At 60.2% G+C, this 24,544-nt stretch carries 11 protein-coding genes; 7 read left to right on the top strand and 4 right to left on the bottom strand.

Features of this window, described 5'->3' with window-relative positions; genetic code table 11:
• Window positions 1-6,963: an NEL-type E3 ubiquitin ligase domain-containing protein gene (locus tag HFK74_RS22745; RefSeq protein ID WP_180205439.1), complete on the bottom strand. Its 6,963-nt coding sequence runs from the start codon at window positions 6,961-6,963 to the stop codon at window positions 1-3.
• Window positions 6,964-7,090: 127 nt separating this feature from the next.
• On the opposite strand from HFK74_RS22745, the gene HFK74_RS22740 reads away from it, so the two are divergent.
• The 3 genes from HFK74_RS22740 (at window position 7,091) to HFK74_RS22730 (ending at window position 9,945) form a co-directional block, all read left to right on the top strand.
• On the top strand, window positions 7,091-7,309 hold the full coding sequence (locus HFK74_RS22740) for a DUF2970 domain-containing protein (protein WP_180205438.1): 219 nt from the start codon (window positions 7,091-7,093) through the stop codon (window positions 7,307-7,309).
• Window positions 7,310-7,808: 499 nt separating this feature from the next.
• The gene (locus tag HFK74_RS22735; RefSeq protein ID WP_180205437.1) at window positions 7,809-9,467 is read left to right on the top strand and encodes a nitrite/sulfite reductase; all 1,659 of its coding nucleotides are present in this window, start codon (window positions 7,809-7,811) and stop codon (window positions 9,465-9,467) included.
• Window positions 9,451-9,945, top strand: a complete 495-nt coding sequence (locus HFK74_RS22730) for a DUF934 domain-containing protein (RefSeq protein WP_033041115.1) — start codon at window positions 9,451-9,453, stop codon at window positions 9,943-9,945. Before HFK74_RS22735 ends, HFK74_RS22730 begins: the two co-directional genes overlap by 17 nt.
• A gap of 51 nt (window positions 9,946-9,996) precedes the next feature.
• Here the strand turns inward: HFK74_RS22730 and HFK74_RS22725 are convergent, their stop codons facing one another.
• The 3 genes from HFK74_RS22725 to sohB form a co-directional block, all read right to left on the bottom strand.
• Entirely contained in the window at window positions 9,997-13,905 is a 3,909-nt protein-coding gene (locus tag HFK74_RS22725) for a DUF6543 domain-containing protein (RefSeq protein WP_180205436.1), read from the bottom strand.
• On the bottom strand, window positions 13,902-18,767 hold the full coding sequence (locus HFK74_RS22720) for an NEL-type E3 ubiquitin ligase domain-containing protein (protein ID WP_180205435.1): 4,866 nt from the start codon (window positions 18,765-18,767) through the stop codon (window positions 13,902-13,904). Before HFK74_RS22720 ends, HFK74_RS22725 begins: the two co-directional genes overlap by 4 nt.
• 134 nt (window positions 18,768-18,901) lie before the next feature.
• Window positions 18,902-19,924 (bottom strand): protease SohB, encoded by a 1,023-nt coding sequence (gene sohB, locus HFK74_RS22715; protein ID WP_180205434.1) that lies wholly within the window; start codon window positions 19,922-19,924, stop codon window positions 18,902-18,904.
• Between the two features lie 201 nt (window positions 19,925-20,125).
• On the opposite strand from sohB, the gene HFK74_RS22710 reads away from it, so the two are divergent.
• From HFK74_RS22710 to HFK74_RS22695, 4 genes are all read left to right on the top strand, one after another.
• Window positions 20,126-20,836, top strand: a complete 711-nt coding sequence (locus HFK74_RS22710; RefSeq protein WP_180205433.1) for a histidine phosphatase family protein — start codon at window positions 20,126-20,128, stop codon at window positions 20,834-20,836.
• 78 nt (window positions 20,837-20,914) lie between these two features.
• Window positions 20,915-21,229 (top strand): SCP2 sterol-binding domain-containing protein, encoded by a 315-nt coding sequence (locus HFK74_RS22705; RefSeq protein ID WP_111756326.1) that lies wholly within the window; start codon window positions 20,915-20,917, stop codon window positions 21,227-21,229.
• 294 nt (window positions 21,230-21,523) lie between these two features.
• Window positions 21,524-23,371 carry an amidohydrolase gene (locus tag HFK74_RS22700; RefSeq protein ID WP_180205640.1) on the top strand — a complete coding sequence of 616 codons (1,848 nt, stop codon included), beginning with the start codon at window positions 21,524-21,526 and terminating at the stop codon, window positions 23,369-23,371.
• 134 nt (window positions 23,372-23,505) lie between these two features.
• Window positions 23,506-24,369 carry a LysR family transcriptional regulator gene (locus tag HFK74_RS22695; RefSeq protein WP_180205432.1) on the top strand — a complete coding sequence of 288 codons (864 nt, stop codon included), beginning with the start codon at window positions 23,506-23,508 and terminating at the stop codon, window positions 24,367-24,369.
• Window positions 24,370-24,544: the final 175 nt, after the last annotated feature.

Here is a 24,544-nt window from a genome sequence, read left to right as displayed (position 1 = left end):
TCAGGTCATTGATGCCTGCTCGGCCAGCTCACGGGACGTGAGTTCGCTCAGCAGGTTCTTGCGGTCGACCAGGTTGTCCGATTCCAGCGACTGCAACTCCTCAAAGTATGCCTCGTTGAATTCGTCGTACTTGTCTTCAAGGGCCGTGTTTTTTTCCTGGAATTGCTGTTGCACCCGGGTGAATTCCGCCGGGTACTTTTCTTCCAGATAGTCTCTCCAGTATTTGCGCGCAATCAGTTGGTCGTTGAACACCGTAGTCTGCTCCTGAGCAATGATCCGGGTGTAGGCTTGATCGAGATCCGCTGCCGCCACCTGGGCCAGGTTGGCGTAGAGCATGCCTTTGGGTTGATCGGGCAGATCCAGGCGACGGGCCAGGCCGATGCGATAGGCCAGGCGAATTTCCGCCGGATCGGTAGTCGGATGAGTCGCGATCCTGCTGCTGGCGACCTCTTCCACCTGCGACAGGCGGAACAGCCGCCTGGACAGCTTGAGCAACTCGCGCCCCTTATGTTCGGGAGCGATGGACTTCAGGGCGCCGTACTCGAACACCTCGACCTCCAGTTCGTTGAACAACAGGATCCGGCCATCGCCGCAGGTCGCCTGGTGCCTCAGCGCTTTTGCCAGGCCCATCAGGCGCTCGCTCAGCGCCTCGTCGGCATAGGCCGACTCAATGACGCGCCAGACCCGCTGTGTCAGGCCGAGACGATCCACGCGAAAATCCTGGGTATGGCGTAATTGCGACAGAATGTAGGCAAAGTCGTGGGTGGTGTCCTGCCTCATCATGGCGCTCCACATGGCGTGCTTTTCCGAATCCGTCGCAACGCCGCTGAACCAGCGCTCTTTCTGCGCGGCGTCAGACTCTCGATCCGGATGCACCTCGTCCTCACTGGCCTGAGACGATTCCGAGGGCCCAAACCCCTCCAGCAGTTGGTCGATTTCCATCGGGGTAAACCCCAACCCTCGCCCGGTTTCCTGCGCGTATTCCTGCAGGCGAATGAACTCATCGGGCTCCAGCATGTTATCGACCAGGTTGGTGCCGACCATCAGATTCGCGTGTTCCGGCTGCAATGCCGCCTGGGGAATGGTCGCTATCTGGTTGTTCGACAGGTCCAGGGTGGTCAGCGCAGGTGCCTGTAATACCCCCGTCGGCCACTCGCGCAGGCCGTTGCCACGCAGATCCAGGCTTTGCAGTTGGTCGAGACCGTTGAGGTCAAATTCGCCCAAGTGGTTTTCGCCCAGGTCGAGCCATTGCAAACGCGGCAATGAACGCAATTGGCGCTGTAATGGCTCGCTGGCGCGAATATCGTTGTAGCTGGCGTTCAGGCGGGTCAATTCCTGACACTGGGTCACCGCTTCGGGCAAGTTGCCCAGGCCGTTCTGGTTGAGTGTCAGGCTGCGCAAACGCGGAAAACAACTCAGGAAACCTTCGGAATTCGTCGACAGCCCGACGCCACTGAGGTCCAGTTCCACCACATGATTGAAGATGAACGGCATTGTGGGCAGATCACCGATGATCATCCCGGTAAAATCGAGCGTTCCCTCGACCCCGGGAGCCTCACCCAGCGTGAGCCGCCAGCTTTCCAGCAACCGGTCAGCTGCCCGGCGGCGGTCCACGGCGTTGACCCAGGCGCGGCGCAAGCGTGCAGCCGGGGCATCGATCCATTCATTCAATCTACCGACCAGTTGGGTCTGTTGCTGCTCCCATTGCACCAGTCGCGCTTCAATCTCCGTCGCACCCAGGCCGCGTGCCAGCCATGCATTGATGCGTTCGACGGCTTCTGCGTCACCCAGTTGCGGATCAAGGCGCTGCAGCCGGGCGGCGGAAGTCTGCGGCAACTGACCGTCGACTGGCGCGGGGCTCTGCGGCAACAAAAGATTCGGATCCTCTGATACCTCGAGCGGAAAAAACTCGGGATCCCCGCCTGTTCGACCTGCCGCCAGATGCGCCCGGGTGATGCCCATCGGCGCCTGGGACGGAGTGCGATCAGCGAAAGCGCGCACTGCCGCCAGGCCTTGCGGGCTCAGTCGGCAACCTTGCAGCAAGGTCTCCCCCAGCAGAGGATCATGCCCGGTCAACGCTTCTACCGGGATGTCGGTGATCGCGCTGTGATTGAGGGCCAGGCGACGCAGCCGGGGTAGTGAAAGCGCACCGTCGGGCCAGCGAGTGACGCGCGTATGCCCCAGGTCCAGGCTGTACAGGTTCCTCAGCGAACTGACGTCCAGTGCGCCTACCCGGTTGTAGGCCAGGTTCAGCGCCTGCAATGAGGTCAGGCGATTGATCCGGGCTTGCGCCGTCGCCGTGATTGTCAACTCGTTGAACGAAAGGTCGAGCGTGGTCAGTCCGCTCAGCGAGTCCAAGGCCTGAGGCAGTTCAGTCAATCGGTTGGCGCTGAGTTCAAGGGTGCGCAGTTGCGGAAACGCTCGCAGGAAATCGTTCACCTGGGCGCTCGTCAGCCTGCTGCCTCCCAGATTCAGACGGCGTATATGAGCAAACACCGTATCGCCCAATGCAGGCAGATCGCCGATGGCTCCGAACCCCGTCATGTCGAGCACTCCGCTATCCGACCTGGCAGACGCCCGTGACGGTCCCGCCACGGGTTCGTCGGGCGCATATTGGGCACGCAAGCTGTTGCGCGCGCATTCCCGAAGATTGCGGGCAATCACCTCGCGACTATGAACATCTACCTGTTCCCCTTCGACCCTGACCGGGGTGTTCTGCCAACTGTCCAACGCCAGGTTCAATGCATTGTGCTGTTGGTGCAGGGCGTCGACCCGGTCGAGCAGTGCCGTGCCCGTTACCCCGTCGGCATTGAACCGCGCCAGGGCATCGGAAGCGAAGGAATAATCCTCGGGCATGAGCGAGGCAAGACGCCTACTGCAGTAGTCTGCGACCATCTGCGATTCGTCCGCCAGATGCGCCGGATTGTCGCGCACATAGTTGCAAGCCTTGCGTAATGCCTGCGGTTCCAAGGCTCCCCAGTTCAACCTCAGGCCACGCCAGAGCGCTTCATGACCCGTATAGAGTTCGGCGGGCAGGTCCGGGATCGCTACGTGCTGCAAGTTCAGGCTTTCGAGCCCCGGCAAATCCAGGACCCCGGTCGGCCAACGACCAGGTTGGCCGAACAAGTTCAAAGTTCGCAGGCCTGTCAGTTTGCCGAAGTCCATCGAGCCCGCATCACCCCACAGCGAAAGAGTCTCCAGCGGCGTCATGCCCTCGAGTGCGCGCAGGAATTGGGGCGCATACGTCTGCCCCAGGCCAGCAAGATTAAGCTCGGTTACAGTGGTCCACTCTGGCACTTTCCCGGCCAGGGCGGCCGTGTCCTGCCCGTCGACGAGAATGTCGAGTTTTTTGAGCCGCAAAAACCTGGCCAGCAACGCCGGGCCAGTGTCGTCGGTGAGCTGGCTGCTGTTGAGCCGCAAGGTTTTCACGTGGCTGAAGCCGGCGTCCCATTCCGGTAAAGCATCCGCGCCGCGCAAATCCAGTTCAAAGGCAGGCTCCTGGCCTCGATAAAGGCCATTGCGCCAGCAGCGCATCACTTTTTCCGCCTGCACCCTGCGCACGGCTTGCCCGGCACCGGTGCCGATCCAGCTGCTCAACTGACGGGATAACCCTTCGAACTCCCGCTGGCGATTGTTCAGCAGGTTGAAAACCTGCTGATGGCTATCCCCGGCGCTCAGGCGGCTGCTGATGAACTGAGTGGCTTGTTCATCGGAAATGTTCGGGTAAAGCACGCGTACCCGGGTAATCAATCCGCTTTCGGGCAAATCAGCGAAACCGGCCCCACGACCGCTGGCCAGATAGCCGAGCTGCCCTGAACGCAGGCGCAGGGACGGCCCCGGGCCATCGACGGGATGTTGATTGAGTGCGCGCGCCATCTCCTCGCGGTGAGCGCTGGCAGAGGAGGCCAAGTCCTCACGCAAGGCTCGGCCAGGATGGCCTTGCAGGTTATCCCGGGCAGTTTTCGGCAATACCTCCACCAGCGACCCGAACAGATTTCGCCCATGGGCGGGGATGCTGTTGAGCGCCACGCCCTGTGCATCGAACGCCCGGTAAGTATCCAGGCTTTTGACCAGATAGAAGCCGGGCCTCGCGGTTGCGCTGCCGACGCTGTCCAGCAGCGGGCCCAAAATGGAACCTGCGCGCACTTCCACGCGCATCTGCGCGGTCCAGCCAGGCATGTTCTGCAGGCTGTGCAGGGCCAGACGGTCACTGGCCGCCGAGGCCATGCTGTCCAGGCGCAAGCCGATGAGTGCACGGTTCAGGGCGGCCTGCTGAAGATGCAGGCGAATAGCCTTGGCCTGGCGCAAAGACATTTTGCCGCTGGTGCGCAACCGCGACAAATCGCTGGCACGGGAGCCATTGAGCACCTCCTGGGCAGCCTCGGCCGACAGCGACGGGAAACTGCGCTGCAGGCGCTGGATGTCGGGATTCGTCGTCGGTTCCGGGGTGTGCAGACGTTTGAACAATGACTGCCTGCGGGTCAGTGCCCGATCAGCAAGACGGTTCCGGAACATCTGCACCGGGTCCGCGCCGGGTCCCGTGCTGTGCGCCCCCAGCAACTGAATCTTTTGCTGTTCGTCGAGCGCCGCCAGAACGATATCCGGCAGCTTGCCGGCGCGGACTTCGGCGCGGGTGATCTTGATCGTCGGCCTGGCACTGTGCTGCGCCGACTCCACGCCGTAGCGCTGGGAGGTGCCCCAGTGTTCAGTGCCCTCGAAGACTTCCAGTACTTCATCAACGGGCCAGTTGGGCAGTTCCAGGGTCAGTGGTACGGCGAACTCGGCGGCATCGTTCAGGCGAGTGCCGCGACGCAGGCCCAGGATGAACTCATCCACCTGCTGATCGGCGCTGAACACCGCGATGGTCTCCGCCAGGCGTGGTGGCGGTGCCTGATGATCGATGTGCATCTGGCGCAAGGCATCGTCGCTGACCCCGCTGACCTCGGCGATCTGCTGCAACTGTGCTTCGGAGAAGGCATCCATCTGCGTGCCGATGCGCCGCAACAGCGTCAGGCGGTCCCACTCTAGCGGTCGCTCATCGAGGTGGCGCCAGGCGCCGAGTTGGTTGTGCTGCAAGATCGGCTGAAAAGCTTCAGGGTCAGTGGGGTGCTTGATAGACCACTGATCGAGTGCCGGGTCGTAGCTCTTCTCGTAGGCATTGCCTTCGATCTTGATATAGGTCTTGCCCCCTACCTCATATTGCCCCAGTGCGTTTGGCGTCACGCCATCGAGTGCAACGCTGCTTTTGTATGCCACCAGGTCCGGGTTCCACAGGCGCGGCTCGCCGAACGGCGTGGTGACTTTGCGCATGCCGTCGACGAAGCGCGAGGCCGTGATCGGGGGTGCCTTGCTGGCCAGTGCGCCCAGCACCGCCATGAAGGCCACGTTCTGCATGACCGACGTGAGATGCCCCCAGGCCTCCTCGGCATCGCCCTCCTTCCAGGCTTCCACGCCCTGATACACCTCACGGCCCAGTTGCACCGCGGTCACCAACAGCATCACTTCGCCGAGTCCGGGCACGAAAAACGCGCCCACATTGAGTATGTTCAAGCCCCATCCAGCCAGGTGTTCGAGGCGCTCGATCCAGGCCTGGTGGTCTACGGCGGCAGTAGGAACGGCCAGGAGCCTGGCGTTGGCCTTGATCCTGGCCAGGTGGGCCTCGTAGCGCGCGCCGAATACTTCGGCGTCGATGAAGGTTTCGCTCAGGGCGACATTGGCGTCTTCGTTCCAGATCTCTTCATACATGCCATTGCGGTAGGCTTCCGGATTGTAGGGCGGGCCTGGCCAGACCGGATTCGGGTTCCATCGGTGGGTCTTGAGTTGGGCGGTGAGCCGGCGCATAAACCTCGGCGACTCGTCCTGGGGCAGCAACCCGGCGATAAAGCGCTGAAAGCTTCGCGAGCGCAATCGCACGGCAAAGTCTTTGGCAAATGCGGCCAGCGACGTGAACTCCTTGATCGGGTGTCTCGTGTCACCCGGGATGTAGACGACGATTCGCGCATGGGTGTCGACTGCCGCGCTCCAGACGGGTACCGGCAGGAAGGCCTCGGCGATGTCCTCCAGGGTCGAGGTGGGCTTGCGGGACACCGGGCCGATGATCAATACGTCGCTCAACTCCGAGCCCAGCGCCGTCAATTGACTGAACGCCACGGGACGGCCATCGATCCGGGGCTCCGGTCTGCCGTCGAGTACCGCCAGCAAGGTCGCATACGCCGATTCACTGACGTGCGACTTCATTCGCGCGATGTGCAGTTGCAGGCGCATCAGGTCTTTGTTGGCCGTAATCGTCTGCTGGCGCACCGTCGCACGCGTGGCGGAGCTATCGAAAACGGCGCTCAGGTGATCCTGATATTGCTGGCCCAGGTCCAATTGCCGGCAAAGGGTGGCGAACTCCCCGGGCTTGATCGACAGCTTGTCGAGGATCTTGTAGCGCGTACTCCAGAACGGGATGGTCTGTTGCCTGTCGTAAAGCTCTCGCTGCAGTGCCCCGGCGGGAGCCAGCGCACTGGTCTCCTGCAGGGCGACTTCATCAAAGGGTTCATCGTCCTCGAAATTGCGCAACGCGGCCTGCAGCAGTGTCTGCTCATCGGCCCGGTTGGGGGCTCGCAGGTGATAGAGCATGGTTTTGGTCAGATCGGGGGACTGGCCAAAGGTCTTGTTCATGGCCTCCGCCAGCAGCGGCTTGGAAAATTCGGTGATGCCCTTGAAGTCCTTGAGGGTCTTGGCCAGCGCCTGGGTGGAGCGGTTGCTGCGCACCTGACTTTCGTAAAGCGCCAGGCGCAGCGCAGGCAATGCCTCGGTGTATAGCCGCGGATAGTTCCTGGCAAACGCCTCGGCCGGATCCCTGGCCCGGGTGAGGTTGTCGATATGTGCGGGTGCGAGGTGTCGAGTCCAGTCGGGCAGGCGTTTCTTGATAAATGGAACATGAAACCCAGGGTCCATGGGTGGGGAAAGCTCGGGCATGACGTGCATCCTGATCGCTGTGGTTGAGGCATCAGGAAATCACGGCCCTGCGGCGCCATGGCGGTACATAGTTATGGAGGACAGGTTTGGCTATGCTTAAAGTTCACTTCTGCATGACGAGGGGTATATGGACGATCCAGTCGACAACAAGCCGCCGACCTTCTGGCAAATGGTGCACAGCGTGATGGCCGCGGCATTCGGGGTGCAGAGCGGGAAAAACCGGGCGCGGGACTTTACCCACGGCAAGCCGAGCCACTTCGTGATTTTGGGGATATTGTTCACCGCGGTGTTCGCCCTGACGCTGTTTGCCATCGTCAAGCTGGTGCTTTACCTCGCAGGCATCTGAGGCCGCCGCCAGGCATTACTGCGCAAAGCAGACTCCGTAAGGAAACCGGTCCGCGGTCGGCGCTGGCAGCCCGACCACGGCACGGGCGCTAACGGTTATTGATGGCTGACCCAGAAAACGGCAGTACCCACGACCAGAATGATCAGGAACAAAATCGCCCAAGCGTCCACCGTGCTATCGGGTTTTGAAGCTTTGGTAGGGTTGCTCATTGCATCGCCTCTTGTCGGTTTTATCGGTGATTGCATAAAGACTCGATCACAGTAAAGACGACGATTGCCCGCACCACAAACAGGGGCTTTGCAACAACGATTCTCATTAGTCCTTTTGGTTCTTTACATATACTCAAACATCACTTTTGCGCATAACCGCAAACTGGTATCTTGCCCCGGCTCCATTAGGAGTGCGCGGCCGTGCGCGCAGAATTGCAGAGGCTCTTGGACTGCGGCAAGCAAAAAACGCAGCTGTATCCGAGCGACCCAAGCCTGAGAACAGGACTTATATGTACGTATACGACGAATACGATCAGCGGATCATCGAGGACCGCGTCAAGCAGTTCCGTGATCAGACCCGACGCTATCTGGCAGGCGAGCTGAGCGAAGAAGAATTCCGCCCCCTGCGCCTGCAAAATGGCCTGTATATCCAGCGCTTCGCGCCGATGTTGCGGGTGGCGGTGCCTTACGGCCAGCTGACTTCGCGCCAGATGCGAATGATGGCCAGGATTGCCCGTGACTACGACAAGGGCTACGCCCACATCAGTACCCGGCAGAACGTGCAGTTCAACTGGCCTGCCGTGGAAGACATCCCGGACATCCTGGCTGAACTGGCCACCGTGCAGATGCACGCGATCCAGACCAGCGGTAACTGCCTGCGCAACGTCACCACCGACCAGTTCGCCGGTGTCGCGGCCGATGAAGTGATCGACCCGCGCCCGTGGTGCGAGATCGTCCGCCAGTGGACCACCTTCCACCCGGAATTCGCCTACCTGCCGCGCAAGTTCAAGATTGCCGTCAACGGTTCGACCTCCGACCGCGCTGCCATCGAAGTCCACGACATCGGCCTTGAGCCGGTGCACAACGCCGCTGGCGAACTGGGTTTCCGCGTGCTGGTCGGCGGTGGCCTGGGCCGTACGCCGGTGGTGGGCGCGTTCATCAATGAATTCCTGCCGTGGCAAGACCTGTTGAGCTACCTCGACGCCATCCTGCGGGTCTACAACCGCTATGGCCGTCGCGACAACAAGTACAAGGCGCGGATCAAGATCCTGGTGAAAGCGCTGACCCCTGAGGTCTTCGCCCAGAAAGTCGATGCGGAAATGGAACACCTGCGCGGTGGCCAGACCACGCTGACCGAAGCCGAAGTGCAGCGCGTCGCCAAACACTTCGTCGACCCGGACTACAAGGCGCTGGACAACCAGAGCGCCGCACTGGCCGAGCTCGACCAGCAGCACCCGGGCTTCGCCCGTTGGCGCGTGCGCAACACCCTGACCCACAAGAAGCCGGGCTACGTGGCCGTGACCCTGTCCCTCAAGCCAACCGGCGTTGCACCGGGTGACATCACCGACAAGCAGCTCGACGCCGTGGCCGACCTGGCCGACCGCTACAGCTTTGGTGAATTGCGTACCTCCCACGAGCAGAACATCATCCTGGCCGACGTCGAGCAGGAAAAACTGTTCACCCTGTGGGGCGAGCTGCGCGAGCAAGGTTTCGCCACGCCGAACATCGGCCTGCTGACCGACATCATCTGCTGCCCGGGTGGTGACTTCTGCTCCCTGGCCAACGCCAAGTCGATCCCGATCGCCGAATCGATCCAGCGCCGTTTCGACGACCTGGACTACCTGTTCGACATTGGTGAACTGGACCTGAACATCTCCGGCTGCATGAACGCCTGTGGTCACCACCACGTCGGCCACATCGGCATTCTCGGCGTGGACAAGAAAGGCGAAGAGTTCTACCAGGTGTCCCTCGGCGGCAGCGCCAGCCGCGACGCCAGCCTGGGCAAGATCCTCGGCCCGTCCTTTGCCCAGGAAGCCATGCCTGACGTGATCGAGAAGCTGATCGACGTGTACATCGAACAACGTACCGAAGACGAGCGCTTCATCGACACCTACCAGCGTATTGGCATCGACCTCTTCAAGGAGCGCGTCTATGCAGCGAATCATTAAGAACAACGAAGTCGTCGACGAAACCTGGCACCTGCTGCCCAAGGATTTCAGCATCGACGAAATCACCAACTGTGACGACTACATTGTCCCGCTGCAGTTGTGGCGTGAACACAGCCGTATGCTCCTGGCCCGCGACGGTGGCCTGGGAATCTGGCTGGACGCCGATGAGGAAGCCGAGGAAATCGGCGAAGACGTGGCGCAGTTCCAGGTCATCGCCCTGAACTTCCCGGCCTTCACCGATGGCCGCAACTACTCCAACGCCCGTTTGCTGCGTGACCGTTACGGTTTCAAAGGCGAACTGCGGGCCATTGGCGACGTACTGCGCGACCAGTTGTTCTACCTGCACCGCTGCGGTTTCGATGCGTTCGCCATTCGCGCCGACAAAGACCCGTACGAAGCCCTGGAAGGTCTCAAGGACTTCTCCGTGACGTATCAGGCTGCTACCGACGAACCGCTGCCGCTGTTCCGTCGCCGTTGAATCGTGATGCCTTGAGCCCCCCGCATGGGGCTCAAGGCTGATGGGCTGTCGCTAGGGAATCCCTACAGCCGGAAATGGCCGCCCCAATGCCACCCAGTGGGCGTAAAGTCGCGCCCGGTCCTCCAACGTCGTGAACGCCGCAAACGGGTTATCGAAAGCCCCCCCTGGTGCCGTCACATTCTGAGCCAATCGCTCCCACAACTCCTGCGAAGCGTCCGCTTCAGTCAACAGCCGCCATACCCGAGCCTGAAGATCCAGATAGTCGACCTGGAAATCCGCGGTGAGCGTCAATGTATTGATGGTCTGTAAAAACCGTTTACCGCGATACTTTAGCGCCAGTCGTTGCCATACCTGTAACCGGGCATTCTCTTGCGCAGGTTCAATCCCGTTTAACCAGGCCGCCGGTGCCCCATAGTCATTGCCCGCCGAGCGCAGCCACAAATTGATGCCCGTTTGCTGCCGATGCGCGACCAGTCGCTGCAGGGTGTCTTCATCAGTGATCGGGTTGTGCCACAGCAACACCCGATCCCTGGCGACCGCCTGATTCAGCACCGCCTGCGGTACTCGACCGATCTGGTTGTCTTGCAGGTTCAGCAGCCTCAAATACGGGCGCTCCATGATGCCGACCGGACATCTTGTAATCCCCGTACCTTCCAGATTTAAATACTGCAACTGATTCATGCCCATCACCAAGGGTGGCTCGCCTAATGGGTTATTGCTCATGTCCAGGGATTGAAGATTGGTCAGCTCACTCAACTTCCCTGCATTGAGCTCACTTAATTTCAGTTCCGTGGCGGACAAATTCAATGAAGTCAGACGCTTCAACTCGGGGATCATGAAAGGTAACTCACTGTCCTGTTGCCCATTCGCAAGGTCAAACCGCAAATCGACGCCTGAAAGATCCAGCGTCTGCACATTGGGGAATGCCTCAAGAAATTCATCCAGGCTGGAAATCACAGTCATTTGAAAGTTGTGCATGTTCAAGCCAACGACATCGTTGAATCGAACGCTTAACGCGGGTAATCGATGAAATTGCTCATGCTGCAGGTCCATTGTGAAGCCGACGGCATGGTTGCCGGCGTATCGGCTATCTTGCTGCGGTAAACGCTTTCGCCAAATGGAAATGAGCTCGCCAGCCAGTTCAACTCTGCTCTGCCGCTCAAACGCCATCGCGGCTTGTATCAGCCCTGCGTTATGTGCTGCCAACTGCGCCGGAGCCATTCCCGCGGCACCAGGATCGCCGATATTCAGGAGTGGCACGCCCATGTCGTGGATGTCTTGCGCCACCAGATCAATCCAGGCGCTCATATCAGCCCACAACTGGTGAAGCTGTCCGGTTAACTGATCAATATGGGCGGTGTAACCACTGCCTGCTCGCGCCAGTTCCACATCCGCTTCAGTATCGGTGAGCTCGGGGTAGATCTCTCGGAGCTGGATTCTCTTGACAGCCTGCGTCAGTGCTTCGTTCTGAAGGGTATCCGGGAAGACACCACCCTTGAGTCCCTGCGGCTCAAAGGCGAGTCCCGACTCCATTCTGCCCAGACCGGTCGCCAGTTCGGAACGTGACAGTGTGTGTTCGCTGAGTTTGATCTTCAGCTCCGCACCGGGATCAGCGGAAAACAGGCCCAAGGCCGAACGCTGGTCCGTGGACAGCCCCCCGGCGACCACTTCATGAAAACTCATCGCCGGAGCAGTCGGGGCTGACAGACTATAGGGCCGATAGCGCTCTTGCACCTTGATCAGGCGCAGGCAATCAGGTGAGTCGATGGGACCGGTGCGATCCAGCACCTGCCCCGCGGGTGAGGCGTCGAGCACTTCAATGCGAAGCCCTTTGGGCCAACCAGGCAAGCGTGCGAGAGAGTGCAAGGCCAATGTTTGCGACTCATCACTGGTTACCGATCGGAGATACAGTCCCTCATAAGCACGATTGAGGCGCACATGCTCCTGGTATTGGCGCGCCTTGCTGTCCAGTTGCCTGAACAGTTCCCTGGCCAGGTCTGGGTTGGGCGTAGCCTTGAAATCGACACCGTAGCGATCCAGCATTTGCTCCACGGCAGTTTTGGGCAGGTCGGGGTATGCCTCTTGAAACAGCCGGACCCATTCGTGTTCCGACTGCTGGAGCGCTTGATATCTTCGGTTGAATTGAGCCTGTGCGGTCGACGGATCGCCCAGCGCCGCGACTTCCTGATCGATTCTGAAGCGATCGATTGTGTCGCCCAGCAACGGTGTCGGCGCGCGTCCTGCCTGCATCAGGCGCAGCATGTCATCGTCGACTACGCTGACCCTGCCGATCTGTGCCAGCACTTCGTCACTGAATGTACCTGCCGGGGCACCGATGCCACGCAAGAGATCGGTACGCGTCGGCAATGACAAGACCGGCGTTTCACCGATATCAGCCCCGGAAACCGGCCCTGCCGCGGGAGGCTTCGAGGATTCGCGACCGCCTTCCCCCGCTTTGATCGAGCCCTCCTCAGCCCCTCCGTGGCCGATCGACGCGGCCTCGGTGACCAGCGGCAGCGCATTGAGCAAGCCGAACACCGTGCGGGAGATACCTTGCGAACGTATTTCGGACGTATCACCGTTGATGGCCTGGTCCAACCCGTAACCGGCATCGATCAGCCCGGCCAGCGCCAACACCCCTTCGCCGCCCGGTACAAACACTGCCAGCGGACCAAACTGATTGACCCATTGGACGACCGGCTCGACCACGGCACTCAGGTTGTCGCGGTTGACCTGCGCATTGTCGCGGATGGTTGCGACACTGGCCTGGGCGGCCTGCTTCATCCTTAGCACAAGCTGTGCGAACGGATCGGTCGCCGGTGCCTGATCGTCGAAACCGATGTACTCGGCCGGATCCCAAAAACCGTCATTGTTGAAGAAACCGGCGTTGTTGGTCAGCCAATGCTTTTGGGGGTACATCGCCATGCCGTCCAGCGCGGTCAGCACACCCGCATGGAAAGTCCCATCCTGGCGATCCTCCTCGGTAAAGTGCGACGCCAGGGCCTGCTTCGTGTCCTCGCCGTTGCCCTGTTTAACCACCCATTGGTGCAGCTGCGAGGCGTTGGTGAACTCATGCAGCGGCGAAGAATTGCCCGGGATGTACACCAGCACCCGATCACTGCCCGCACTGCGAAACATCCAGATATCGGTCGCGGTGTAACGATAAAGCTTCAGGCGGCTGGCCTTGACCTTCGGCGGCATCCGGGTGGGTGCTTGCAGCTGTTCGATCGTCAGGGTTTCCCAGGGCTGATCCGCTGGCAAACCGGCGGCCTGCATCGCGAGGGCAAGGCCCTTTTCGCTCAGGCGCTGCTCATGACGCTGCAACCAGGCCGTCATGACAAATGCCGCTTTGGTCGACGTCCTCAATGCACAGGAGGCGGTCCCGACGACGGCTTCGTCCGATGGCCAGGCCTGATCCAGGTAGGCCTTGTACAAATGCTGCAAACCCAGCTCCCAGACCCACTTCTTGAAGTCGGCGGGTCGCAAGTTGATCTGCGTCGGCGGCCCATAGGTTTGTGGCAAGGTTTGGCGGTAGATGCCTGCATACGTCTGGTGATTACCGCTGCCGGCACCAGCGAACTCATCGACCTTCTGCACAATTTGCACGGACGGCCCCACGTCGGGCGGTGTGTACAGACCGAACGCATTTTCCGCGAAACGGCCGTCGTCCACGGTTTGATAGTTGAGCAGCAGCGCTTGCAGCAACGATTGCGAACTCGCCACTTGCCCCTGTTCAACGCCATCGCGCGCAGGATGCCCCTTGTAGTTGTAATCGAGCGTTACCAGCATGGCCGTCTGCGGGTCGATGCCCTGCCCCCATTTTTCCCTGATCAAGTGCTCGCCAAACTGGCTGGGTGTTTGCGGCAATGCAACGTCCAGGACGGCCTTGAGTTCGTCGCGCATTCTCGGCAGCGTCGACGAGTCCGCTGTGCCCGCGACATTCTGTGAGGATTGGTTCATCGGGATGCCCCCGCGCCTGAGCTGCTACCTGGCATTTCAGCGGCGCGTTGACGTTGTAGTGCCTGGGAGGAGAGCTGGCTGATCAATGCCCGATGTCCGTTTCGGAAGTTGTCGACAATGGCATTCATGCGTTCGGTGGCAGCGGCGCGGGAAAGCCCTGGCTCAGCATCCAGCCTCGCAAACTCTCGCGCAGCGCGGTCCGTGACCTCAAGAAAACGGTCTTGATGCGACGCCTCCAGATACTCCACCCAAAATCTTTGGGTGATGACCCACTCCAGCAGCAAGCGAGATCGTTCGGCTGCCAGGACTTTGCGATAAGCCTGGTCCAGCGCCGTCTGGGTAACGCCGTGGTTCAACCCGGAGACCATTGTCCTTGGCTGGGCCGGCAAATCCAGGCGGGCTGCCAGCCCCACGCGATACGCCAGGCTGATCTCCAGGGCATGCTCATAGTTTGCCGACTGGGAGGCACTCCGCGAGTTGATATCCGCCAATGCTATTGCCTCGACTTCCTGCAATCGAAACAAGCCCCGTAGCAGGGTGATGAGTTGCTGCTCCAGGGAGGCAACCCCGGTGGTGGCCGCCGCCATGGCCCGATAACACAGCACCTGCACTTCCATCTCACTGAACAGTGCTGAGTAACCATCAACACTGAACCTTGCAGCCCGGGCCAGACGAAACAGTGAGCGGCGCAGGCGATCATCTTCGGCCGCTGCCTCCAGGACGACCCAGACCCGATGGCTGAAGTGCGAATAAAGGCGCGCGTAATCAGCGGTGCCGGTCAGCCGCTCCAGCACGTTGAAAAAGTCCCTGGAATCTGCAGAGGCCCGCAGTGACTCCCACAATGCAAGTTTTGGAGTGGCCTCGGCCAGGCTCAATTCCGACAGCCACAGCGAGCTCAGCGCATCGGTCGCAATGGGTACGCTTAGCCGACGGTACTCTGAAGCAATGATGCCAAGACTGACGCCAGTCTTTTGCTGATGCGCAACGACCTTTTTCAGGGTGTCGGGTGATAAGGGGTTGCCATGAATGTTGGTCCCTTGGTTCGGCAGCGCACCGGCCTGAAAAACCTCTGGCGGGAGCGTTTCGATCCGATTGTCACGTAAATCGAGCTCACGCAGCCTGGGCAGGGAGGAGGCGCCCTGCGGCCACTGGGTTATTCCGGTTCCTTGCAGGTTCAGTTGCTCCAGGCGTTGCAGTTTGCTGACGTCTGGGGCGCGTGTGAGGTGCGGATTGAACGCAAGGTTCACCGATTGCAGACTGCTCATGCCTGCCAATTGAGTCACCGACTCGGCTGTCAATAGAATCAGGTTGTTGCTCAGATCCAGATGAGCAAGCCTGGACATGTTGCTTAGCGCCAGCGGCAACCTTGTCAAGTGGTTGCCCCTCAAGGACAGGCTGCGCAGATTGGCGAAGTTTTGCAAAAAGGTGTTGAGCCCGGCGCTGGGCCCCACGCCATCCATTATCAGCCTGCCTATATGAGCGAAGTCGGCGATGATGACCGGCAACTCTCCCAATGGCTCGGCGTCAAACCTGAGCGTGTGCCCGAGCGCCCCGCCGGGTTGGGTAACTGCGGGTTCATTGCGCCAACAGCGAAGGATCGCCTGAGCGGTGCGAAATTTGCTGAGCCTGGGGACCTCAAGCCTTGGACCCTCCGGGGCCTGATGCCAGGTTTGCCGATTCACCCACAGACTCAGTCCGTGCCTGAGCCCCTGGAATTCACGCCTCATCGCTTCCAGTTTCTGCAGTACCAGAATTACATTGCTCCCCAGCGCATTCACCAGGGTTTGAATCTGCGTCGGCGAATGCATCGGATACAGCTCCAATGCCCTGCGTACCAACACATCCTGGCTACTTTGGATGACCAGGGGCCTGGAAAATCCTGGCGTAGCCGGCGCTGCCCCCCGGTCGGCCAGCCCCATGGGCGATGCATAGGGCATGCCCAGGGGAATGGCACCCATGATCCGCGCAATGGTGGCGCGTCGCGTCAGGGCAAGCTCGGTTATTTTCTGGCGCAACGCAGTCCCGGCGTCGTCCACGTCCACACCCAGCGCTGTTTTTCGTTGCGCCGAAAGTCCATGCCACAGCGCCTGGAAATAATGCTCACGCGTACGCCCGGCGAATGTGGTCGAGGGTGTGATGTCGTCGACAATCACGCTGTAGCGATCGGCATGGACGTCGACCTGGATCTTTTCCGAGGCTTGTGCCGATCCGATACTGACCGACTCGGATTGACTGCCGGACGCCTCACCTATCTGCACCCATGCATTGCCGGTCCAGCCGGGAAGGTGTGCGAGGGTGTTGAGTACCAGGCGGTCAGTATGAAGGCCATCGACAGCATTGAGGTATAGCCCTTCATAAGCCCGACTGACACGCACGACCTCCAAGTAGCGTTGGGCCTCTTCTGCCAGCCGCAACGGCACCTTGTCAGCATCCAGGTCATCCCACTCCCCGGCTTCGGCATACCTCACCAGCTCATCGGCAACCGCCGCTGGCAAATCGACGAACCTCTGCATCAGCACCGCCGCACGCGTGTCGGTCGGTGCCTCGGTGCGTTGATAGATGCGCAGGAACAGTGCCGCTCTGTGGCTTTCGGCCTGATCGGCAATGACCTTCGTCAAGGCCTTGACCTGAGTTTGCGAGTCCGTCGTTGGCGTACTTAACAGGGCCTCGCGTTGAGCACGGCTCAACGCTGACAACAGCGAACTGTGCAATTGCCCTTTAAGCAGCGCGTCCTGCTGGAGGATGACGGTGTCGCTCGCCTGCGCGGTGGTCGCGCCATGGAAACCCGCTTGTCGACCGGCAAAATTGACGACCTTGATCGCGCTATTGCCTGGCCAATGGCTGGAGCTCGTCAGCAGATGCAATTGCAAGTCTGGATCCGCCTGGGATGCCGACGAAGGTTGGTTTATCTGCTCGATAAACGCCGTGACCGCGGTGTCTGCCCGAAACCGTTGCACGGTGTCGACCAGCAATGCAGGAGGCCTGCTTCGATCAACGTGTGCCTGGCGCAAGACATTGTCATCGATCGCGCAGACGGCAAGGATCTGTTCAGCGGTGACATCCGGCAAGTCGTCGCTGGTATAGCCGAACCGGCGAAACAGCTTCAACCCACTCCATTCCTGCACAAGCTCCGAGTCATGGCGCCATGCGCCTGCGCCGTTGGTTTCGAGCAAGGGGGAATAGACGTCGCCGGCGCTGACCGGGGGCAAGACCTCCCAAAGATCCGTTCCGGTTTGGGGGCGCACGGCAAAAACACGGTTGTCGAGTGGCAAATAAGCCTGGCCATCCACCCAACATAGGCCTCGGGCATCTGGCACGAGCGCCTGCGGTAACAGCCGAGGCTGGCGATAGACCTCCAAATCGGGCTTCCACAAGCGCTCTCGGGCATTCGCCACCCTCACTTTTCTCAGGCGCTGAACGAAAACCGAAGTCCGGATAACTTTGTAAGCCTGGCCAACGGCCGCCGTACCTGCAGCGAAAGCCGCCATGAGCACAAGGTTTTCCACGGTATCGAACAAATAATCCGTGGCCTGCTCCTGCTCACCCCTGGACCAACTGGCGATCCCCTCATAAACCTCCGACAGCAGTTGCATGACGGTCACCGCCATCAGGATCTCACCGACCACCGGCACAAAAGACGCGCCCACCAGAAAAATGTTGAGACCAATCGACTCGTAGGTTTCCAGTCGCTTGAGCCTGGACTTCTCGTCTTCATCGCCCGTGGGTACGACCAGTAGCCGGGCATCCGCCAGGACTTGTTGCGAATGCTGACGAAAACTTTCCTGAAACGGATGGCCTTGTACTGCAGTACCTGACACCGACACGTAAATGCTGCTCGGTGGAAGTGCAGTGCCAGAGGGTGACGCCAACCCTTCATCGAGGGCTTTCAGGAAAGCCGCGCGATCACCCAGCTTGATGTAACGCATGAAAAACTTGCGGAACGCCGGGTTTCTCAATCGCGTACTCAATTGCACCTCAAAAAGATTGAACGACGAATACTCTTTGAGCGGGTGCAGCGGGTCATCCGGCAGATAAATCACGCAACGGGAATCATCATCGTCATGCTCGCCGACCGGGCTGATGCAGATCGCACCATTGATGGTGACACCGAACATCTCCAGCGCCTGGTAATTCAGGGTGTTGTCACTCATCGTGTTCGATTGCTGAGTTTTCACCGCGCTCAATGCCTGGTGTAACTCAACACTGATGTGTTGTTTCATCAGCGCCAGATGCCGGATCACTTCAAAACTGTTCGTTGCATGGGCAACGTATTTATCGCGAAACTCGTTAATCGCGGGTGCGGGGTTGAGCACGCCCTGGAGATGAGATTGGTATTGCTTGCCCAAATCCAGTGTTCGACACAACAGGGCAAACTCGTGGGGCTCGATCGGCAATATTACTGCGGCACGTCCGGTAATTTTTTCGGGGATGTAAATCAGTGAAGTGTCGTTGTAGTTTGCCGACAGCGTTTCGCTGAGTTCAAAGTTTTCACAGGCAGCGTTCAGCAAGTCCCGATCGATGGGCAGGATCAATTTCTTGCGCAGACCCAGAAAGCTGGAGGTGGACCTTACATGCTGGAAAATCACACCCGCCACATCCAGGGGCTTACCCAGCTTATCCGACATGGCCCTGGCCAGCAGAGGCGCACAGAAGCCTTCAGGAGACTGAAGACGCTTCACAAAGATGGCAACTTCATCTCGTGAGCGATGGCTCGCGATCAGGCTTTCATGGAGTTGGCGTCGCAGCGGTTCTGACGCGGCCAACAACCAGGCAGGGACATTGGTTCGTAACAGATCATAAAAAACGCCTTGTTGCTCGGGCGTTAACTCGGGAACGGTTTGATTGACGGGTAGAGAAGACATGGTGAATCACTCGAAACTGACAAGAGTCGTCAGCATATCGAGCGTTGTTTTTTCACAGGCGCTACATATATACCGCTAAATAAACAGGGGCCCTTTCATTGCCAGACAATGAAAGGGCCCCTGTTATTAAAGCGTTACCAGAAACGTTGTTGGGTCAACCGGCTCCACCAACTCAGTAACAGGCGATCAACCGAACCGCTGGCCGCCATGCCGATGCGCTCCGGCAGGCTTTTGCGTTCGGCGTAGTGCAAGTGGTAAAGCTCCGATTTTTTCGCCCGTTCGGCGAGGTATTCATCACTGGTCTTGAGCTCGTCCACCAGTTGCTTGTCCAATGCAGCAATGCCGAGCCAGATTTCACCCGTAGCCACTTCGTCAATGGCCAGTTGCGGGCGATAACGCGAGACGAAGTTCTTGAACAACTGATGGGTGATGTCCAGGTCTTCCTGGAACTTTTCCCGGCCCTTCTCGGTATTTTCGCCAAACACGGTCAAGGTTCGTTTGTATTCACCGGCGGTCAGGACTTCGAAATCGATGTCGTGTTTTTTCAGCAGGCGATTGACGTTGGGCAACTGCGCCACCACGCCGATCGACCCAAGGATGGCGAACGGCGCGCTGATGATCTTCTCGCCGATGCACGCCATCATGTAGCCACCGCTGGCCGCGACCTTGTCGATGCACACGGTCAATGGCACGCCGGCCTCACGGATACGCGCCAGTTGCGAAGACGCCAGGCCGTAGCTGTGCACCATGCCGCCGCCGCTTTCCAGGCGCAGCACCACTTCGTCCTTGGGCGTTGCCAGGGTCAGCAGCGCGGTGATTTCGTGACGCAAGCTTTCAGTGGCCGAGGCCTTGATGTCGCCGTTGAAATCCAGCACGAATACCCGGGGTTTGGACTCGGGCTGTTTCTTCTGTTTTTTCTCGGTCTTGGCCTGTGTCTTGCGCAAGGCCTTGAGCTGGTCCTTGTCGAGCAAGGTTTGCTCCAGTCGTTCGCGCAACCCTTTGTAGAAATCATTGAGCTTGCTGACCTGCAACTGGCCGGCGGATTTGCGTCGACCCTTGCTGCGCAAGGCCGCAAAACTGGCCAGGACCACCAGTATGGCGATCACCAGGGTCACGGTCTTGGCCAGGAAAACGGCGTACTCGGACAAAAACTCCACGGGGACTCCTTAAACGTTGCGCGGCATGCAAGCGCGCGGGATACCACCAGCATACCCATGCGCCGCCCCTGCTACCAGCCGTGAAACCTCTGGCAACAGGCCTGTAACGGGCATTTCAAACAAGCGTATGTTTTTTCATTGACAGCTCACCGTCATCCCCATAACCTCGCCAAACCTTCAACGTACCGGGATGACGCGGACGTGGGCAGTATCTACTTGATTCGACATGGCCAGGCCTCCTTTGGTGCAGACGACTATGACGTCCTGTCGCCCACCGGTATCCGCCAGGCAGAAATCCTCGGTCGGCACCTGGCCGAACTGGGTATCAGCTTCGATCGGTGCCTGTCGGGCGACCTGCGCCGCCAGCAACATACGGCCAATAGCGCGCTCGAACAATACGCCGCCGTGGGCCTGCCGGTGCCGATCCTGGAGACCGACAGCGCATTCAATGAATTCGACGCCGACGCGGTGATCCGCGCGCTGTTGCCTGCCATGTTGCCGGATGAGCCGCAAGCGCTGAACATCCTGCGCAACGCCGCGCAGAACCGTGGCGAGTTCCAGCGAATCTTCGCCCTGATCATCGAACGCTGGCTCGCCGGCACCTACGACACACCGGGCCTGGAAAGCTGGCTGGGCTTTGTCGAGCGGGTTCAGGCCGGCCTGCAGCGCATCCTCGAACAAGCCGACAACACCCAGAAAATCGCCGTATTCACCTCTGGCGGCACCATCACCGCCCTGCTCCACCTCATTACGCAAATGCCGGCAAAACAGGCTTTTGAATTGAACTGGCAAATCGTCAACACCTCGCTCAACCACCTGAAGTTCCGTGGTCGCGAGGTGGCCCTGGCTTCCTTCAACAGTCATGCGCACCTGCAACTGTTGAAGGCCCCGGAACTCATCACGTTTCGCTGAGTCCGGACTATTGTGACCCTGGCTGTAACCACCCAGCTCTTATTACCCTGCTCCAATTACCAAAAAAAGGATCAAACCATGACCTCCGTAGCAGATGCCGTACAAGCAATGAAAGCCAAGTTCAACCCAGCCGCTGCTGCCGGTCTGGACCTGGTCTTCGGTTTCCGCATCGACGAAGACAAGCACTTCTCGCTGATCGTCAAGGACAGCACCTGCGAGCTGCAAGAAGGCGAAAACCCTGACGCCCAGGTGACCCTGGTGATGGACGCCGAAACCCTGCAAGGCATCGTCAGCGGCGAAACCGACGGCATGCAAGCATTCATGGGCGGCAAGCTGCGCGCTGAAGGCGACATGATGCTGGCCATGAAACTGTCCGAGCTGTTCCCGGCCTAAGCGCGCCGCTTGCGGCTTGCGCAAGCGACCCTGGCTGCAAACGAATCCCGCCCCTTGTGGCGGGATTCGTCGTTTTACGCGCCTGAAAACGGCTGCTTGCGGATTTGCCGTCTATATTCCTTCTGGCCGCATGCGGCTGCTTTCAGCTGTTTGCCCTCAACTCACGTTGCGCGGAGCACTGACATGAGCCCACCTGAGGACCACAACGGCGTCAACCGCCGCCACGTACTCCAAGGCCTGTCCGCAGGCGCCGTCGGTGCCTGGATCAGCCCGCTGTTCGCAGGGAGTAAAACCATGCCAGACAACCCCGCCGACCTCATTCTCTACAACGGACGACTGCACACCGTCGATCGCAAGAAACCCCAGGCCAGTGCCGTCGCGATCAAGGACGGGCGCTTCGTGGTGGTTGGCAGCGACGCCCAGGCCATGGCCCTGCAAGGCCCCGGCACGCAAGTCATCGACCTGCACGGGCGCACGGTGATTCCCGGCCTCAATGACTCACACTTGCACTTGATCCGTGGTGGCCTCAATTACAACCTCGAACTGCGCTGGGAAGGCGTACCCTCTCTGGTCGATGCGCTGCGCATGCTTAAGGACCAGGCCGACCGCACGCCCACGCCGCAGTGGGTACGGGTGGTCGGTGGCTGGAACGAATTCCAGTTCGCCGAAAAACGCCTGCCCACGCTCGACGAACTGAACAAGGCCGCGCCCGACACACCGGTGTTCGTCCTGCACCTGTACGACCGTGCACTGCTCAACCGCGCCGCGTTGAAAGTGGTGGGTTATACCCGGGAAACGCCGAACCCGCCGGGCGGCGAAATCCAGCGCGATGCCAACGGCGATCCCACCGGCATGTTGATCGCCCGGCCCAACGCAATGATCCTGTATTCAACCCTGGCCAAGGGGCCGAAGCTGCCGCTGGAGCATCAGGTCAACTCCACCCGGCAATTCATGCGCGAACTCAACCGCCTGGGTGTCACCAGCGCGATCGACGCGGGCGGCGGCTATCAGAATTACCCGGACGACTATCAGGTCATCCAGCAACTGGCCAGGGATCAGCAGCTGACCGTACGCATCGCCTATAACCTGTTCACCCAGAAACCCAAGGAAGAACTGACCGATTTCAAGCATTGGACCAGTACCTCACGCTATGGCCAGGGCGACGATTTCCTGCGGCACAACGGTGCCGGGGAAATGCTGGTGTTCTCGGCGGCGGACTTCGAGGATTTCCTTGAGCCGCGCCCGGACCTGCCGTCCACCCTGGAGCAGGACCTGGAACCGGTGGTGCGGCACCTGGTCGAGCAACGCTGGCCGTTTCGCCTGCATGCTACCTACAACGAATCCATCAGCCGTATGCTCGACGTGTTCGAAAAGGTCAATCGCGACATTCCGTTCGACGGCTTGCCGTGGTTCTTCGACCATGCCGAAACCATCACCGTGCAGAACATCGAGCGGGTCAAGGCGCTGGGCGGCGGCATCGCCATCCAGGACCGCATGGCGTTCCAGGGTGAGTACTTCGTCGACCGCTATGGCGCCAAGGCGGCAGAACACACACCGCCGATTGCACGCATGCTCGCCGAGGGCGTGCCGGTAGGTGCCGGCACGGATGCAACGCGGGTGTCGAGCTACAACCCGTGGACGTCGCTGTACTGGCTGGTCAGTGGCCGCACCGTCGGCGGCCTGGCGTTGTATCCACAAGGCTTGAGCCGTGACACCGCGCTGGAGCTGTTTACCCATGGCAGCGCCTGGTTCTCGTCCGAGCAAGGCAAGAAGGGCCAGATCAAGGTCGGGCAACTGGCGGACCTGATCGCGCTGTCGGCCGACTATTTCCATATGGAGGTCGAGGGCATCAAGGGTATCGAATCGGTGCTGACCCTTGTCGATGGCAAGGTCGTCTATGCCAGCAACGAGTTCGAAAAACTCGGCCCCCCGCCCATCCCGGTGGTGCCGGAGTGGTCGCCCGTGGCCAAGGTGCCCGGCCACTGGAAGCCATTGGCACCGCTGACGGCTCAGGTTCATCAATGCGTCGGGGCTTGCGCGGTGCATGCGCACAGTCACGAACGGGCGCGCTTGTCGAACGCGCCGGTCAGTGACTTTCGCGGGTTCTGGGGGGCGTTTGGCTGTTCCTGTTTCGCGTTTTGACCTGAAAGCAAAAGATCGTCCGAACGCGGCCCGAGCCTGCGGCAGCTCCTACAGGGGTTCTCTGTAGGAGCTGCCGCAGGCTGCGATCTTTTGATTTCTCGTACAATGCCAGCATTTCCGCCACCGGCCGCCCCATGGACATCGACCTCGCCCGCACCTTCCTGGAAATCGTCCGCCACGGCAGCCTTGCCGCAGCCGCCGAGAAACTCCACGTCACCCAGACCGCGATCACCGCGCGGGTACAGAAGCTGGAAAGTCACCTGGGCAGCACGCTGTTCGTACGCAACCGCGCCGGTGCCCGCCTGACGCCCAATGGCGAGGCCTTCGTGATCTATGCCAACCAACTGGTGGAGACCTGGGAAGCCGCGCGCCGGGATTTGCCCTTGCCCGAGGGGTTCCATGACGTCCTGCACATCGGTGGCGAAGTCAGCCTGTGCAATCCGTTGATGCTCCGTTGGGCCGGCGTATTGCGTGACAGGATTCCCGGCCATGCGCTGCGCATGGAAATCCGCGACGGCGAACACCTGCTGCGGCAACTGGAGCTTGGGGTGCTCGATGCGGCGTTGGTCTATCAGCCCGAATACTGGCCGCGCCTGCAGGTCGAGCAGATCCTCGAAGAAAAACTCATCCTCGTGCGCCACCCCGAACGCCCCGAACCCTACGTGTACATCGACTGGGGCCAGCACTTCCGGCGTCAACACGACGCCGCCCTGCCGGAAAAAGCCAAGGCGGCGCTCAGTTTCAACCTTGGCCCCCTGGGTTTGCAGTACATCCTCGAACACGGCGGCAGCGGCTACTTCCGGACCCGGGTGGTCCAAAGCTACCTGGAAAACGGCATGCTGGAACCCGTGCCCAAGGCCCCGGAATTCAGTTACCCGACCTACCTGGTGTACTCCCGCGACCGCGACTCGGCAGCACTGCAGCGGGCCTTCGATCTGCTGCGCGAGGTGATCAAGGGCGATGACGACTGGTCACAACGCTGGAATCCGCTGACCTGAATCCGAGACGCCGCGGTGTATCTGTTGCACCGCGTTATCGCTCTTCACCTGTAGGAGCCAGCGGTGCGGCGATCCGACTTGCCGGCGAACCAGGCGCTGCGGTGAATCTGCTGCACCGCGTTATCGTTCTTCGCCTGTAGGAGCCAGCGGTGCGGCGATCCGACTTGCCGGCGAA

The sequence above is a fragment of the Pseudomonas sp. SbOxS1 genome, assembly GCF_013416725.1.
GTDB lineage: Bacteria > Pseudomonadota > Gammaproteobacteria > Pseudomonadales > Pseudomonadaceae > Aquipseudomonas.
Note: the sequence above shows the minus strand (reverse complement) of the source record. Positions and strands in the feature narration are given on the sequence as shown.